The following is a 15,857-nucleotide window of genomic DNA, read 5'->3' as shown; positions in this document are numbered from 1 at the left end:
ACATGAAAGCTAAGAAATTCAATATCATGTATCTGTTGTTATTCATCGTGGTGATGAATAATACAAAAGTATTGGCACAGCAAAGCGCTGATACCTCTTTTGCAAAAATCAAACTACCGCTTTCTCAGTTCCTGAGTTTGGTAGGAAAGCAGAACCTGGATTATCAGGCCCAAAAATACAATGTAAGTATTGCCGAAGCGGGAATAGAATCTGCCAAGGTATTTCCCGATCCTGAATTATCCTTCGGGGCATTTGATAATCAGAATGCCAGTAAGAAACTGGGCTATGGCTATAATGTCGGTCTGAGCACTACTTTGGAATTAGGTGGAAAAAGAAGATCAAGGATAGATCTGGCTAAAAGTCAGGTGGAGTTGAACAAAGCCATGCTCGAGGATTATTACCGTAATCTGCGGGCCGACGCATCCCTGGCTTATTATACCGCCATACAAAACTTTTATATTTTCCAGGTTCAGAAAAACTCCTGGGAGAATATGGATAAGCTAGCCAAAGCCGATTCCATCCGTTTTAAATTGGGTGCTATTACAGAAACTGATGCCCGCCAATCCAAACTGGAAGCGGGTACTTTAAGAAATACGCTGTACCAAAATGAGGCCGACTGGAAAACTGCACTCATACAACTTAATCTGCTTACAGGGAAAACCCATGCCGATACCTTATTTATCCCCTCCGGAGGTTTCGATAAGTTAGATAGGGATTTCTTATTAGGTAACCTGATTGTCAATGCGCAAAGTAACCGTGCCGACCTGGTGGTGGCTTTAAACACAAAGACAGCTGCCGAAAAAAGTCTGCAACTGGTAAAGGCCAACCGGACTATTGATGTGGGCATTAACATGGGCGGTACTTATAATGCGGCAGCTAACAATGAAATAGCGCCTACCCCAGCTTATCGTAGCTTGAATGCCGGACTGTCCATCCCGCTGAAATTCTCCAATCATTATAAAGGGGATATTAAAGGCGCGCAGTACACCATCAAACAATCGGCAGTGCAATATGATCAGGTATTGCTGCAGATCCAAACGGAAGTGACCCAGTCATGGATGAATTACAAGGCTGCGCAGCAACAGGCCATACAGTTTAAAAATGGTTTACTTACGGAAGCGCAAAAAGTTTTGGACGGTAAAACCTACAGCTACAAGCGCGGCGAATCCTCGCTGCTGGAAGTTTTGAATGCCCAGCGTACTTATAATGATGTACAACAGAATTACTACCAGGCTTTATTTAATTACGCCTCGGCCCTTATTGCGTTGGAGCGCTCAGCGGGCATCTGGGATTTATAATAATCAACCGAATCATGAAAAAGAAACTTTATTTAATCTGCTTATCGCTGGTTTTCCTGACCTCGCTTTATTCCTGTGAAAAAGACCCCAGCGGTAATGACAGCCTAAATATCACGGTGCATTTTCATAACCAGCCGGTGGCAGATGCCAAAGTATATTTAAAAATGGGTGTTTACACCAATCCAAACTTTACAGATAGCCAGTATGATGGTATCCTCAATACAGACGGCAGTGGGGTCACTACCTTCAGTAACCTAACTCCGGGAAGGTATTATATAAAGGCCATTGGATATACAAATCAAACAACGGTACAGGGAGATACTATTGCAACTATAGCACGCCGCTATCGGGGCGATAACATATCTAACTTTACCATCGATTTACAATAACCATGTTGTCTTTTAACATTAAAGCAAAATGTTTTTAAAAACTGTTTTTATCATCAAAGCCCAAGATTTTTTGCTTTTAAAATGATGTCTGGTTATTTTCTAATAAAGCTTTTAAACGTAAAACCCTCCTTAAATAATTAGGGAGGGCTTTACAGTAATCTTCGGTACTACCGAACTATTTTTGCTCCTGAGGCTGGGCTCGAACCAGCGACCCTCTGATTAACAGTCAGATGCTCTAACCGGCTGAGCTACTCAGGAGTGTTTTCCGGTTTGGAGTTTGCAAAAGTATAATTTTCATTGATATTTTACAATTTTATTCAATTTGTACTTATCTAATGCTAATTAAAATCAGTTATGCAGCACATTCTTTCTTTTAATCAACTGTTACAAAAAAGTTAGGATCTCAGAACATCACATGCACAACCCGAACAATTTACGCCCCCACAGTTTGTAATACACTAATTAACAGCCCTGAAACGTAAAACCCGACGTAAAAACGCGTAAAAACACGCTTGCATTAGCCATCAACGCCAATTACTTTTATAAAATTCTCATTATCAGAATGCTAATATAGCCGCCGATATTTTTTTGACTGAATAAGCATTTTCTACTGACACCTTCTGGTTTAGCTCTGATTCGACAAAAGTTTTTAATAACCTAAATTATGTTCAAATTCCCCACGATAGGCAAAAACCAGGTGGTTGTCATTGTTACCTTCCTTACATTGGTCATGTTAGGGATAAGTTATTTATATATATACATACCGGCTAATGAAAAAGTAGTACAGGAACGCCGGTTTCGCTGTCTGCAAAATATAAACATCAATATTCATTCAAAAATTGTAAACAGCACCTGGATGCTGAACAACTTTCTGAAAACCTTTCCATATGATGATCAGTTGCAGGATTATTTGGGTAATTATCCCAAAAACAATTTTACTTTACTACCGGTAGCATGCCGTTTTGAAGGAGCAAAGATCAGGGAACTATTGCAAGGGAGAAAACTTAACTGGACTGATAGCGCCGTTACGATCAACACAAATATATCTGCACAGCAGCTAACCATTTATCTTAACAGAACAATAGCTTTAAACAAGCCAAACGATACACTTAGCATGTATATAGGCATTCGCTACAGCTTTGATCATTTTATCAAACCATTGCTGGTACCCGATGTTTTTAGCAATTATATAATTTTTAACTGCAACACATCGGGCAATAACAAAACCTACGACAATATCGTTTACGAAACCTTCCCTTCAGGTTTAAGCTACCAATCAAAAGACTCATTATTAAACTTTAAGAATAAGATAAGTAGTCCTGGGTTACGCAATTTAAATATTGGCGGAAAAGATTACCGGGCATTTTCGCAACCAATTAATCTTGACGGTAAAAACCAATTAATAGTTGTTGGTTTAGTGCCCGACAAAAGTTACAACCAGGAACGGAAACGCCTGCCACTTGTTGTTGTGTTACTAATGTTAACGTTTGCAGTAAGTGCCATTATATCCTTGCCCTGGATCAAGCTGTACCACACGGGCAATAAAGATAAACTTACCGCAGCCGATGGCATCGCGTCTGTATTGGTAGCAATCCTTATGATGGCGCTTACCTTTTTTGTGTTTATGTATTCTCTATTTTTCACAAATACACACGGCAAAATATCTGCCTCATCAAAATCGCTGGCAAATGGAATATCAAACGCCTTTTGTACAGAATTGGAAAACGCATACCAAACACTCAAAAATTTCGATTCACAATCTCATTTATATGCAAGTGATGATATAGCCAATCTTGGCAAGCACAATTTAAAGTTCAAATCAAGGTCTTCGCTGGATACAGGCTATTCAAAAGGCAGGGACATGTTAAACGCTATTGCAAAACCAACTGCTTTGGAAGAGGCCTTCTGGATCGATTCGACAGGAAAGGAACTTCTTAACTGGAGTACCGACAGTGCCTTCACCCCCCGAAGCAATTTAGGCTGGCGCGATTATTTCAAAAAGATCAGGAGCAACAATACCTACAAATTCAATGACCACGAGTTATATCTTGATCAGATCTTTTCTGTCACCAACGAAACTTTCCGATCTGTAATTGCCATAAAGTCGACTTCAACGTTAAGCCAAAAGGCCGCCGTAGCTGCCATGACCTTTACAATGAAAAGTTTAGATCATGCAATAATGCCAGATGGCTATCAATTTGCCGTTATTAACAATAGCGGTAAGGTATTATACCATTCCATAAACAACAGAAATTTGAATGAGAACCTGAAGAGCGAATTTGCCGATAGTACAAACCTGGTAAGTTGCCTGGAAGCAAAATCTGATACCGGCTTTACAGCCACATACTACGGGAGAGAATGGAATGTTAAAATTAAACCTATAAATGGCCTACCCTATTTTGTTGTGATATTTGAAAGCCAGGAATACAATGACAACAGGGATATGCAGGCTTACGCCTTTACAATAGCAATGCTCACATCCCTGTTGCTTTTTCTTATTATCCAATTCGCTATCGTGTTTTTTGTATCGGCTAAACGGTCATTCTTTAAAAAGCAGCTCTTTGAAACTTCATGGATAGGGCCAAAAAAATGTTTTCACCGGCAATACAACCTGATCATTGTCATTAACCTGGTTATCATTTTTTGCATGCTTGTGACCATTGACCATAACTCATTTCTGAAATCCCTTTACCTTATCCTGTTCTCCATAACGTTTATAGGTATTGTTCCTAACATTCTGTTTGCTATGGATTACAGGCGGGTTAAAAGCTATAATTTCAACTTTAAGCTTTATGCCATTTTATGGCTGCTCTTGTTTGCTTTTATTATTGACATCGCTGCGGCAAAAACACTAACAGCCCAACATTTAACCAACCTTTTTTTATATGAGAGCATAATAACGCTGTTTGTTTTTACAGTTATCGCTGTTATATATATACGAGCATTCAGAGATTGGATAATTGCTAAAACCCATCTATACAACTTATTGACGTTTATTAAGTCATTAAGAAAAATAGACACGCCGTTCTGGACCTATACACACAGCTTTGCATTCATGGCAACTACACGCCTCGTTATTACAAGTGGCATCCCTGTTGCATTTTTCTTCATCTATTCATCCAACTACGAGCAAAATTTAGAAACCAGGTACAAACAATATCATTTCGCTAAGGATTTGGTTCAAAAAAAACCAAAAAGCATCATTGAAAATAACAAACTTCCGCAAGGCGTATATATTGACAGTTCGTTCATCTATCATCACAATATTGTTTCTCAAACAAAACAAATTGATAGTGTTAAACTTAACGGGCAGTATTTTAAGGAGGATTTCCTGACCACTCAATTATTAACTGCCTTCAAGCTGCAATTAAAAGATATTGAGGTAAAAAGTAACAACATGGTTTATGCATCTGTTGGGTCTGATGCTTTTTTCAGTAAGCTTAGCAACACAAATGATACATCAACACGTACAATTTATAAGCTGGATACCGCCACATACCTTAAATTGGGCTCTGCCAGGCTTGGCTGGCACCCCTCCATCGATGCTGTATTTCACCCGCAATATTTTATTCCGGTAATTGTACTGGCCCTGTTGGTTATCGGTTTCTTTTATATGCTCCACAATGTGATCAGAAAATTATTTGCACTCGGGTTGCCCTTTCAGGATGGCTGGAGAGAAATGGATGAACAGATACTGCTTGACGATAAACTTAACTCACTACTGTTGATAGTAGGGCCTCCCGGTTCGGGAAAATTAAAAAATATCAAAAACAAAATAAAGAACAGGTTATTCAGAGATAAACACGGTAAACCTTTATTGTATAGTGAAGGCATGCAGCCCGACGATAATGTTTACATAGCCGATATGATCAGGATCCCGACCGAAGATGGCGACGCCAATGAAGATTGGAAAAAATGTAAAGCAGATGCCTTAAAAAAGAGCAACAAACTGGTTATTATAAATCATTTTGAGTACAACATTAAAGATTCCCAAACCAATAGTATAAAACTCAATTTCCTGGAATCGCTGATGCTGCAGGGCAAAAGTAAGATCATGATCATTTCAACAGTTCACCCGCTCACTTTCCTTGATTCATTTACCGAAGAGCAAAGGAAAAATGCAGATAAACAGCAAAGTGCCGCCAAGAGCGATTCGGCCGATACGACAAAACGGGCAGGCAACGTATCCGAAAGTGAACTGGAAAGGTGGCATGTGCTGTTAGGGCATTTCCGCATCATCATCCAGCCCTTGTTCGGGCTTAGCGAAAGGTTAAGGAAGAAAAAGAAAAATGCCATGATAAAGGTACCGTTCAAAGCTTCAGAACGGCAATGGCGCCTGCATTATTCAAGGCGGTTGAAATCAAAAGTAATCCCTCCGGCATCCGGTTTACCTAAAAACATTAATAATTTAAGGCACAGTATAACAGAAGAAACACGGTATACGCACTATTTACGCGACATGAAAGAAAAGGCGATATCCACCTTACCATTACTCAATGACGAAGGCATAGGCATTGCAAGCGATACATTGATCTTTAAAATGCAGCTTAGTTCACATTATTTTTATACCTATATATGGCAATCGCTTACTAAAGAGGAAAAGTTTCTGCTTTATGATTTGGCCGAAGACGGGTTGGTTAACCCCTATGACGATTATAATCTGAGCATGCTGATATATAAAGGTCTGATCACAAGAGCCGAAGGAACCCTAATGCTGTTTAACAAAGGCTTCCGTAACTATATCCTGACAGCTATCGGCAGCAGCGAAGTTGAACGTATTAAAGCCCAGGTAAAAGATACTGGTAACTGGAGCAGTTTGAAAGCGCCTTTAAATCTTTGTATAATAGGTATATTAATTTTCCTGATCATATCTCAACAAGAAGCTTATACCCAAATATTAACTTATATTACAGCTCTTGGTGCCGGGATACCTGCTGTTTTAAAGATCCTTTCGATGATGGGCAGCAGTGGTAATACCCAAAAAACCGCATAGCTGAATCAATTTGGTAACAGATCCGAAATTGTGTTCATGAACAAGGCAAATGTGTTGAATGTATCGTAAAATGCATTATAAAGTAAAAGCCCCGCAAAATACGGGGCTTTATTTTTGATTAGGCTCATTAGTTAATGTTCAATAAATTATTCCGTTCTCAAACTTTTTATTGGGTTAACAACAGCTGCTTTAATAGATTCATAACTAACCGTAAGCCATGCTATACTCAAAGCAACCAGGGCTGCTATAAAAAATACCAGCCAGCTAACGCTAATATGATAGGCAAACCCAGCCAGCCAGCTATTTACAGCATACCATGATACCGGTATGGCTATCACGATGGCAATAAGGATGAGCCTGGTGATGCCGGATGATAATAAATAAACAAGGTTAAATACAGATGCGCCTAATACTTTACGTACACCAATCTCTTTGGTACGCTGCTCGGCCATAAAGGCCGATAAGCCATATAAACCCAGGCAGGAAATAAAAATGCCCAAACCTGCAAAAAGGTTAAAGATGTTACCCATCTGCTGTTCACCTTTATAAAGCTTGGATAGTTCCTGGTCAATGAAATCAAATTTAAAGGGATAAGCCGGGTTGAACTCCTGGCTCATTTTTGCTAAAGCCTGTATGGTAGCATTCGTTTTACCGGGTAATGTTCTTACCACAATATAACCACCTATTTTGTTAAAAGGCATAACCAACGGCTCTATCACTTGCTGAACAGGTTTAAAATTAAAGTCGTTTATAACGCCAACTATTGTACCCTTGTTACCCCAAACTGTTAATGGTTTCCCTATCGCGGTGCTAGCAGTAAGGCCCATAACATTCGCCATTTTTTCGTTAACCATATAATTGTTCGAGTCGGTTTTAAAAACCGTTGAAAAGCTTCGGCCTGCGGCTAATTTCATCCTAAATGTGTGCGTAAAATCTTCGTCGACTGCAATTACCGGGATAGACAATTGCGAACTCGGATCTTTGCCATTCCACTGTACATTGAGCGTCCAGCCGCCAAGTTCTGTAGGCAGATCGGAAACTACAGTAAAATCGCTGGTAAGTGAGGTTTGTGCTAACACATTTTTTAAAGCCTGCTGCTTGTTCCAGATCTCGCCGGTCATGGGTATATACAGCAGATTGGCCTTTTCAAAACCGGGGTTTCGTTCTTTAATGAACTTGAGCTGATTGTAGATAACTACGGTACCTACCAGCAATACAATGGAAACCATGAACTGAACTACCACCAAAGTATTCCGGAATAATAAATTACCCCCCATTGATTTTACATTCCCCTTAAGCACTTTAACCGGGTTGAAGCCTGAAAGGAATAAGGCCGGATAGCTACCTGAAATAACACCGGTTATTAGCGCAATGCTAACAAGACTTACCCAAAGCTTTGCATCCGACATATTTAAGATCAGCTTCCTATTGGCCAACTCATTAAACGCCGGAAGGAACATGCGGACAATAACAAGTGCAAGCAATAAAGACAGAAAGGAAATAAATACCGACTCGCTTAAAAACTGTAGGATGAGCTGACCGCGTACCGCGCCTGCTACTTTACGCAAGCCAATTTCCTTGGCCCTGCGGGCAGAACGGGCGGTAGCCAGGTTCATGAAATTGATACAGGCCACTACAAGTATCAAAATGGCGATAACAAAAAAGATGCTTACATATTGTGCATTCCCGTGCCCCGGCGAATCGCCCAACCTTTCGGGTGCCAGGTGTATTTTGGTTAAAGACTGCAATTGAAATGCAGCTTTGGTACCCGGACTATGTTTATGAAAAATCTGACCTATCTGTTGCTCCAGCTTGGTTATGTTGGAAGCAGACGGATCAAAATTCTTATCTAACTGAACATAGTCGTAAAAATTGAAGTTGTCCCAGATATTATTTTTAACATCGTTATTGGTTTGGGCGATGGAAGCCATTGGAAGCAGGATGTCAAACTGCAGATCGGAGTTGGCTGGAATATTGGCCATAACGCCTGTTACTACCAGGTTTTCCTTGTTATCTTTTCGGATTACCTTACCAATCGGGTCTTGTTTTCCGAAGTATTTTGTAGCGATGTCTTCTGTTATTAAAACACCATTTACCTGCTTTAAAGCCATTGCCCTGTCACCCTTTAACAAGGGGTATGAAAACATCTCCATAAAACCCGGGTCAGCATAAAACACATGCTCCTCCTGGAATTTCCTGTTACCGGTTTCAAATAAAATGGATGGAAAGCCGGGGTATAAACGGGCTGCATTTTTAACTACGGGCAGCTCAGACTTTAACCCTGCGGGCATACCAGCTGAACTCGCCGCAGTTTTTGAATCGCCAAAATCACTGTTTATGCGATAGATCTGGCCTGCATTTTTATGGAACTTGTCATAACTTAATTCATTTTGTACCCAAAGCAAGATCAGGATACTTGAGGCCAGGCCTATGGCTAAACCTGATATATTGATAATGGAATAAGCTTTATCCTTGATTATATTCCTGTAAGCGAGTTTAAAGTATGTTTTGAACATGGCGCTAAAGTAAATGTTAATGTGCTATCCAAAAATCTGTGCCACGTAATTAAATCACTAATAATAAAATAGTTACATATAATACTTTATACACACCGTACGAAAACGTTACAACCGGTGTGCGGTTTTGCCTGCTGTGTCATTCATTCCGCAAACTATTAACAGGGTTCGCCAGTGCAGCTTTTAAAGCCTTGTAACCTACAGTGAACCAGCCTATCAATAACGATGTTGCAATAGCTGCTACAAAAACCCAAAGGCCCGGCGAAATACGATAGGCGAAGGTTTGCAGCCATCCGTTCATCAGGTACCAGGCAAGTGGGGCGCCAATTACAAATGCCACTACGATAAGCGCTAAAAATTCTTTCGAAAACAGGTACACGATACTGCGCGTTGATGCGCCCAGGATCTTCCGGATCCCTACCTCCCTGGTACGCTGCACCGCCATAAACGATACCAGGCCGTACAAGCCAAGGCAGGAGATAAAAATCGCGACAAGCGCAAATACCTTATAAATAAGTTCGAGCTGGTTTTCCTGTTTATAAAACTGGGTAATACTGTCGTCAACAAAAAAGCCGGTATAGGCATATTCGGGATATTTTTTTTCCCAGGTACTTTGCACCAATGCTACCGTTTTGGCAAATTTTCGGCCTTCAATTTTTACCGCTATTTGCTGTTCCGATTGTTTTGAGGGGTACATTATCAGCGGCTTAACTTCCTCGCGCATGGAGTTTGTTTTAAAATCGGCAACCACGCCCACTATAGGCATATTTCCATAACTGTCGAAGGTGATGGTTTTGCCCAAAGCATCGTCTGCACTTTTAAGGCCAAGTTTGTGTATAAAAGTTTCGTTAACCACCAGCTCACGCACGGTATCGCTGGGTCTGTAACCTTTGCCTGCTATAAACCTGAGGTCAAATGTTTTAAAGTAATCCGCATCGGCTACTTTCATGAAAACATCAAAGCCCGGATCTTTTTCTGAATGATTAAAATAGAAATTGCTTGAATTATTATGCGACGATGATGGCGCATCGGCCGAAAAGCTGGCTGCTTTTACACCCGGCAGCGCAAGTACCTGTTGTTTAAAGCTGTTCAATCGCGATAAACCGACGCTATCGGCGGGGCATGGGATAGCCAATACAGCTTCTTTGTTAAATCCAAGATCGGCGTTGTTTACAAAATCCATTTGTTTAACGGCGATGGCGGTTCCAATGATCAGCAACTGTGAAATGGCAAACTGGGTAACTACCAGCACACGGCGGAGTGATATACCGCCAACAGCGGCGGAATTAATCTTGTTTTTGAGCGCCTGGACAGGTTTAAATCCCGATACAATAATAGCCGGATATACTCCCGAAAGCAATATCACCGCAACTATTACGCAAGCCAGGCAAAGCAATATGCCGGGATTGAACAAACCAAGGCTATCCGGAACGCTGGCGATATGCTTGAGTAATGGTAAAGCTACTTCGGCCACACATACCGCGAGCCCCGCCGAAAACAGTACGATAATAGTCGTTTCACACATTACCAGGGCTATTAACTGCCCGCGGCTGCTGCCCAATACTTTGCGGACACCCACCTCTTTGGAACGCCCTACAGATTGCGCCGTTGAAAGATTAATAAAATTGATAGATGCCATAACGATGATCAGTACCGCGATAAGCGACAGGGTACGCAGCGTGGACCTACTGGTCACATGATCGCCCAGGGTACCGCCAAAGCTGGTATCAAAGTGGATAGTTGATAAGGGCTGTGCGACAGCAAATCTTTTCCTGGCAGTGCGTTTATTATTACTATTAAATTGCTTTTCTGAAAAACTAAGCATTTGACTTTCAATGGTGCTTTGCAACACATTTGCAGGAAACTTTATGTATACCTGGCAATCACTACTGGTTTCGTCCCAGGTATATGAATAATTATAGTTTTTTGCGTTCAGTTTCCAGGTGGTGTAAGAAATCAATACTTTAAATGGAAGGTCGGTATTTGGTGGAACATCCTGTATCACACCGGCCACCTTTAGCGTAAGCAGGTTGTCCATCCTGAGCGTTTTTCCTACAGCCGATTGCCAACTGGCAAAATATTTTATGGCGCTGCTTCTATCTATTACCACCATATTGGGATCTTTCAAAGCCGACGCACTGCCGGCAAGCCAGGTTGCTGAAAAAATATCGAAAAGCTGGGGTTCGGCGAACATGATGCCGGTGTTCTCAACAAATTTTTTATCGCCTGCCGGATCACCGTTAGCCGCCGGGGCCACAATCTGGCTGCCATAAATCGCATTGATGCCTGCAATAGTAGCTTGCGGAAAATAAAGGCGAAAAGCGTCTACAGCAGGTGTTGAGATCCCAGCGCTATACCTGATATTACCTTCACGCTCTTTTTTTGTAACGATGCGATAGGTGCTTTTATAGCCAGGTTGATAGGTATCAAAGCTCAATTCATATTGAACAACTACAAATATCAGCAGACAGGCTGCAATCCCTACTGCCAGCCCGGCTACATTGATGGCCGAGTAGCTTTGGTGGCGGGTAATATTGCGCCATGCGATTTTAAAATAATTTTTGAACATATAGCTGCGGTTTAATTTCCTTGTAGACCACTTATTAGTGGCTTCATGGTTCGAAATTACCGCAGCAGATAGGGTAATACTTCTCAAATTATAGGATGGGAAACCTTTTTTCAGGTCATTTTTATATTCAAGCGGGGTTCTGCCGGTTGCCTGCTTAAAAATACGGCTAAACGTACTTTGGGCGTTAAACCCCGATTCATATGCAATACCCAGCAGTGTGACATGATTGTAAGCCGGATCCGCCATTTTACGGGTTGCATCTAAAACCCGGTATTCGTTAATAAAATCATTGAAACTTTTTTTGAGCGCGATGTTGATTATACGTGATAGTTCATGGGTGCTGAGGTTAAGCTTTTCGGCAAGTGAACTTAAACTCAATTCCGGATCCTGATAATAGCGTTTATCTTCAATAACTTTCTTGAGCCAGTTGCCTTTTTGCCGTAGCGCCGCCGGGGTTACCGGTTTTGAAACCGACATTGTCGGCACCGTCACTGGGCTTCCGGGTTTTGAGTGGACTGTCGCCGCTATCCAGATCATCATTCCTGCCAATAGCAAATACAAAGGGTAGTATGCGTGAATACCTAATTGGTAATGGAAATAAAAATAATCTATAGCAATATATGGCAGCCATAATAACCATAAAAAGCCAAAGGCCTTAATCAACCGGTGCAGCCAGCGCATTTGGTTACGGCATCGATCATTTACGTTATTGAACTTCAACTGCCGGTAATAGCTTTCAATCAGCCTGAAGGAAATATATAGGTAGGCAATCACCGAAATGAACGCCGCCATATTCAGTATTGGGCTCGTTTGCCGAAAGACCTGTGTATTGTAAGTTGCCGCGCCGGTGCTAATGCTTTGTCCAATCTCCAATACAAAAATGACCTGTTGCAGCAACAATGGGATGAAGTGCAACAGATCTGTGCTACTTAATTTATATTCCGGCCGGGTTATCTTAAGTACATAAAAATAAATGAGCGGGCCGAGGGCCAGCGAAAATTGAAGCGGCAACCGGCTCCAATGCGGAAAGTAAGCAGCCAGTCCAACGCTTTTTCCCAACACCCAGCCCATCCATAAAACAATGGTTAGCACAGCCAGGGCGAGAAAACGATTTGCAGTGCGGTTAATATTCTTGGTAAACCATAACAACAGGCTAAAAGTCAGACCGATAAATATCGCTGCCAAAATTGCAAGGTCGTAGGGGGTGATATGGAAGATGTATGTGGTCAAGCTACGATATTGTCTCAAAGGCCATTCCAACCTTATAACTTACTGATATATAACGAGTGCAATTTTATAAGTAAAAACTATTGTAATAAAAGCGGACGCTCAGCTGTACGAATTTAAGCCAGGAAATTTCAGTACCCGATATTTGACCAACCCACGAATAATCCAATAACTGCAATTGATTGTGCATTGCGGTTTATAAATCAATTATATTTTTTTGCTTTTATATTTTCCAGTTAAAATTACGGAAAAACACAATCAAAAACCATCACCATGAAAACAGTATTAATCACCGGGGCAAACAAAGGGATCGGCTTTGAAACCGCCAAACAACTGGCACAACTCAATCATTATGTTTATTTAGGCAGCCGGTATAAAGAAAACGGGCTTGAAGCTGTCAGGCAGTTGAAAAATTTGGGTATAACTAATGTAGAAACTATAGTAATAGATGTGGCCGATATCAATAATGTGCGTGAGGCCAGAGCCGAATTGGAAGCTAAAATAGATTCATTAGATATTTTGATAAATAATGCTGGAATTGCAGGCGACCAGCCGCAAAGCCTTGCTACAGGTTCTGTTGAAAACCTGCGCCAGATATTTGACATCAATTTTTTTGGTGCGGTTCAAACCACGCAGGAATTTCTCCCGCTATTGAAAAGGTCAGGCCAGGGGGCAATCATTAACGTATCCAGCGAAATTGGCTCCCTCGCTGTACATACTGCACCCGAAAGAAACCCCAACCGGGCTAAGTACCATGCCTACGGTTCATCAAAAACAGCACTAAACGCTTTTACGGTGATGCTGGCGAATGAGCTTAATGACACCGGCATTAGCGTTAATAGTGTTACACCGGGATATACCGCTACCGATCTTAACCAATTTCAGGGGGCAAAAACCGTGGAACAAGGCGCCATACCAATTATAAAACTGGCCACACAAGCTCAACCGCACGTTACCGCAAAATTTTTCAAAGATGGAGGCGAGGTAGGCTGGTGACCTATTTAGTGACCTGTCTAATTTGATGAAAAACAGCCTTGGTTCAGCAAACAGGGCTGTTTTGTTTTTAATATCACTATCCCCTGTTTTTTGCCGCAAATCGCCTCTTCTTTGTCGTGATTACCCCCTTCAAATCAGATAACCTTTGCAGACATTTGTAGTAGAAGATCATACAATCAACTATTAAATCTATTTATATGCGAAAGTTAAAATTACAGGTACAAATGACCATTGACGGCTTTGCAGCCGGACCAAACGGCGAACACGATTGGGTATTCCTCTCCGGCGGGGACGAAGCCGGTTTGCAGAAAATAATTGACCTTGCCGACAGCAGCGACACCCTTTTGCTGGGACGCAAACTGGCACAATCGGGATTTATCGATTATTGGCAAAACCTGGCGGACAATGGTCCCGATGGCCAGCAGCGAACTTTAGCGCAACGAATAGCAGGTTTGCACAAGATCGTTTTCAGCCATACAGAAACAGCTATCGGTGGCAATAATGTAGAAGTTGAAAACGGCGACCTAACCACCGCCGTACAGGCACTCAAAAATCAACCTGGTGAAGATATCCTCGTTTACGGAGGCGTAGATTTTGTGAGCTCGCTCATTAGCCTGAACCTTATTGACGAATATTTTATTATAACGTGCCCGGTTGCTATTGGAAGCGGGCTTTCAATTTTCAAGGAGAAAAAGATCCTGAAGTTAGAGAGTTCAATTGCTTACAACAATGGGAAAGTGCTGAATAAATACCTACCTGTATAGGGCGTGGATGAGGCAGGTGAAATATTTCATTCAATAAAAAAAGCCTCACATGTTTGTGAGGCTTTTGCTTCTGAGACTGGACATTTTTAGAACCATTTTGTTGAAAAAATTTTCGCTTAAGAAATCCTAAACGGCTTGATAGCCCCGCTGCAAGTATGATTAAACCCGTCGTTATTCACTATGAATCATTGTTTTTTTATATTTCAACGACTGACCGTTCCTGTCAGAAAAAAAAGCTTTGATCTCAGCCACTATAGCTAAGGCAATTTCCTCAGAAGTTTCTGAACCGATATCCAGCCCTACAGGACCATGGATAGTTTCCAGGTTGCGTTCGGTTATGACGGTTCCATTTTCCTCCAGTTCGCCAATCATGCGCTCCAGTTTTTTCTTCGGCCCTAAAACCCCTATGTAGGAAGGATGTAAAGGCAATAGTTTTTCCAGAAAAGCGATCTCATAATTATAGTTATGTGTCATCAATACAAAGGCCGTCCATTCGTTTATTTCCAGGTTGTCTAAAACTTTTGCCGGTTTGGCAACCAGTATTTTTTTAACAGACGGGAAGCGTTCAGCGGTTGTATAATTGGGGCGTCCGTCAACAACGGTGATATTCCAGCCCAATAAGGCTGCAATCATGGTTAAAGGAATAGCATCATTACCCGCACCAACAATAACCAAGGAAATCAGCGGTTTAATACATTCCACAAACGCGGTAAAACCCTGATAAATGGTAATGACCGAATGCTGGTTATCCAATGCGTTATTCGCATCTTCCAGTAATTCGTTTTTATAGGGTAAGCTATTTAAACCGTTGCGGAGGGTTTGATCATTGCTCAGGTATAAACATGACCCCGGTTGTGGGCCCTTTCTGTCTTCGATAGAAAATATAGTAACAAGTGGATATACCAATGATATTGACCCCTCTTCGCCAATCTAAAGTGACCCCTCTGAGTTAGGGTTTGAAAGAGAGTAAAGTTGTTGTACAGATAGGCTCTTTGGAGCGGATGTTTTTGTCCGGTTTAACAACTATTATTTTTACAAAAATACATTTTCTGATTTAGAGTTTCTTCTCCTTAGTGATTCGCCATATAATTCGACCCTTAAAGAG

Annotated in this window: 8 protein-coding genes and 1 tRNA gene; 5 read left to right on the top strand and 4 right to left on the bottom strand. The window is 41.4% G+C overall.

Translation table 11 applies throughout. The features are described 5' to 3' along the window. Positions 1-2: 2 nt before the first annotated feature. Together AC1DUD_RS21395 and AC1DUD_RS21390 are read left to right on the top strand one after the other, a co-directional pair. Entirely contained in the window at positions 3-1,298 is a 1,296-nt protein-coding gene (locus AC1DUD_RS21395) for a TolC family protein (RefSeq protein WP_477378130.1), read from the top strand. Positions 1,299-1,312: 14 nt separating this feature from the next. Continuing rightward, entirely contained in the window at positions 1,313-1,687 is a 375-nt protein-coding gene (locus tag AC1DUD_RS21390; protein WP_477378128.1) for a hypothetical protein, read from the top strand. A gap of 184 nt (positions 1,688-1,871) precedes the next feature. Here AC1DUD_RS21390 and AC1DUD_RS21385 read toward each other — a convergent pair. After that, positions 1,872-1,945, bottom strand: a tRNA-Asn gene (locus tag AC1DUD_RS21385). A 406-nt stretch (positions 1,946-2,351) separates the two neighbouring features. Here AC1DUD_RS21385 and AC1DUD_RS21380 point away from each other — a divergent pair. Then, positions 2,352-6,680 carry a cache domain-containing protein gene (locus AC1DUD_RS21380; protein ID WP_477378126.1) on the top strand — a complete coding sequence of 1,443 codons (4,329 nt, stop codon included), beginning with the start codon at positions 2,352-2,354 and terminating at the stop codon, positions 6,678-6,680. A 146-nt stretch (positions 6,681-6,826) separates the two neighbouring features. Here the strand turns inward: AC1DUD_RS21380 and AC1DUD_RS21375 are convergent, their stop codons facing one another. Then, on the bottom strand, positions 6,827-9,196 hold the full coding sequence (locus AC1DUD_RS21375; RefSeq protein WP_477378124.1) for an ABC transporter permease: 2,370 nt from the start codon (positions 9,194-9,196) through the stop codon (positions 6,827-6,829). 139 nt (positions 9,197-9,335) lie between these two features. Further along, positions 9,336-12,995 (bottom strand): ABC transporter permease, encoded by a 3,660-nt coding sequence (locus AC1DUD_RS21370; RefSeq protein WP_477378122.1) that lies wholly within the window; start codon positions 12,993-12,995, stop codon positions 9,336-9,338. A gap of 270 nt (positions 12,996-13,265) precedes the next feature. On the opposite strand from AC1DUD_RS21370, the gene AC1DUD_RS21365 reads away from it, so the two are divergent. Then, positions 13,266-13,988 carry an SDR family NAD(P)-dependent oxidoreductase gene (locus tag AC1DUD_RS21365; RefSeq protein ID WP_477378120.1) on the top strand — a complete coding sequence of 241 codons (723 nt, stop codon included), beginning with the start codon at positions 13,266-13,268 and terminating at the stop codon, positions 13,986-13,988. Between the two features lie 197 nt (positions 13,989-14,185). Next, positions 14,186-14,752, top strand: coding sequence for a dihydrofolate reductase family protein (locus AC1DUD_RS21360; RefSeq protein WP_477378118.1), 567 nt, complete (start codon positions 14,186-14,188; stop codon positions 14,750-14,752). Positions 14,753-14,923: 171 nt separating this feature from the next. Here the strand turns inward: AC1DUD_RS21360 and AC1DUD_RS21355 are convergent, their stop codons facing one another. Further along, positions 14,924-15,658: an XdhC family protein gene (locus tag AC1DUD_RS21355; RefSeq protein ID WP_477378116.1), complete on the bottom strand. Its 735-nt coding sequence runs from the start codon at positions 15,656-15,658 to the stop codon at positions 14,924-14,926. Between the last annotated feature and the right edge of the window lie 199 nt (positions 15,659-15,857).

Source organism: Mucilaginibacter sp. P4_A11 (assembly GCF_056402535.1).
This window is presented reverse-complemented; position numbering and strand designations above follow the sequence as displayed.

Coding starts and splice junctions, on each gene's coding strand:
- AC1DUD_RS21395 (WP_477378130.1), top strand. CDS start 3: ATGAAAGCTAAGAAATTCAATATCATGTATCTGTTGTTATTCATCGTG.
- AC1DUD_RS21390 (WP_477378128.1), top strand. CDS start 1,313: ATGAAAAAGAAACTTTATTTAATCTGCTTATCGCTGGTTTTCCTGACC.
- AC1DUD_RS21380 (WP_477378126.1), top strand. CDS start 2,352: ATGTTCAAATTCCCCACGATAGGCAAAAACCAGGTGGTTGTCATTGTT.
- AC1DUD_RS21375 (WP_477378124.1), bottom strand. CDS start 9,196: ATGTTCAAAACATACTTTAAACTCGCTTACAGGAATATAATCAAGGAT.
- AC1DUD_RS21365 (WP_477378120.1), top strand. CDS start 13,266: ATGAAAACAGTATTAATCACCGGGGCAAACAAAGGGATCGGCTTTGAA.
- AC1DUD_RS21360 (WP_477378118.1), top strand. CDS start 14,186: ATGCGAAAGTTAAAATTACAGGTACAAATGACCATTGACGGCTTTGCA.